Source organism: Pseudomonas sp. SIMBA_068 (assembly GCF_046534705.1).
In the GTDB taxonomy this organism is placed as follows: Bacteria; Pseudomonadota; Gammaproteobacteria; order Pseudomonadales; family Pseudomonadaceae; genus Aquipseudomonas; species Aquipseudomonas putida.
The window spans coordinates 1-268 of the sequence record NZ_JAWRYI010000625.1; the positions used below are offsets into that span (position 1 = coordinate 1).

General features: G+C 66.4%; 1 protein-coding gene. It reads right to left on the reverse strand.

Translation table 11 applies throughout. The annotated features are described in order from the left end of the window. Window positions 1–268: insulinase family protein (locus tag SB756_RS30710; RefSeq protein WP_410913321.1), on the reverse strand; the 268-nt coding region annotated here is incomplete at both ends.

Sequence of the window (268 nt, forward strand, 5' to 3'; positions counted from 1 at the left end):
CCCGCTCCCGGTGTTGGTCCTCCAGGCTCATGCGCGGTTGAGCGAGCATCTCGCACAGACGTTCCAGGCCACCGGCAAAGGCGCTGGCCGGCAGCTCGAAAACGAACTCGGTGGCACGTTCGCAGGTTCGCGCGTTCAGTTGCCCGCCCTGGGCCCGTACATAGGCCATCAGCCCCAGTTCGACAGGAAAGCGCTCGGTCCCGAGAAACAGCAGGTGTTCCAGAAAGTGCGCCAGGCCCGGCCAGGCCAGCGGCACATCGTGGCTGCC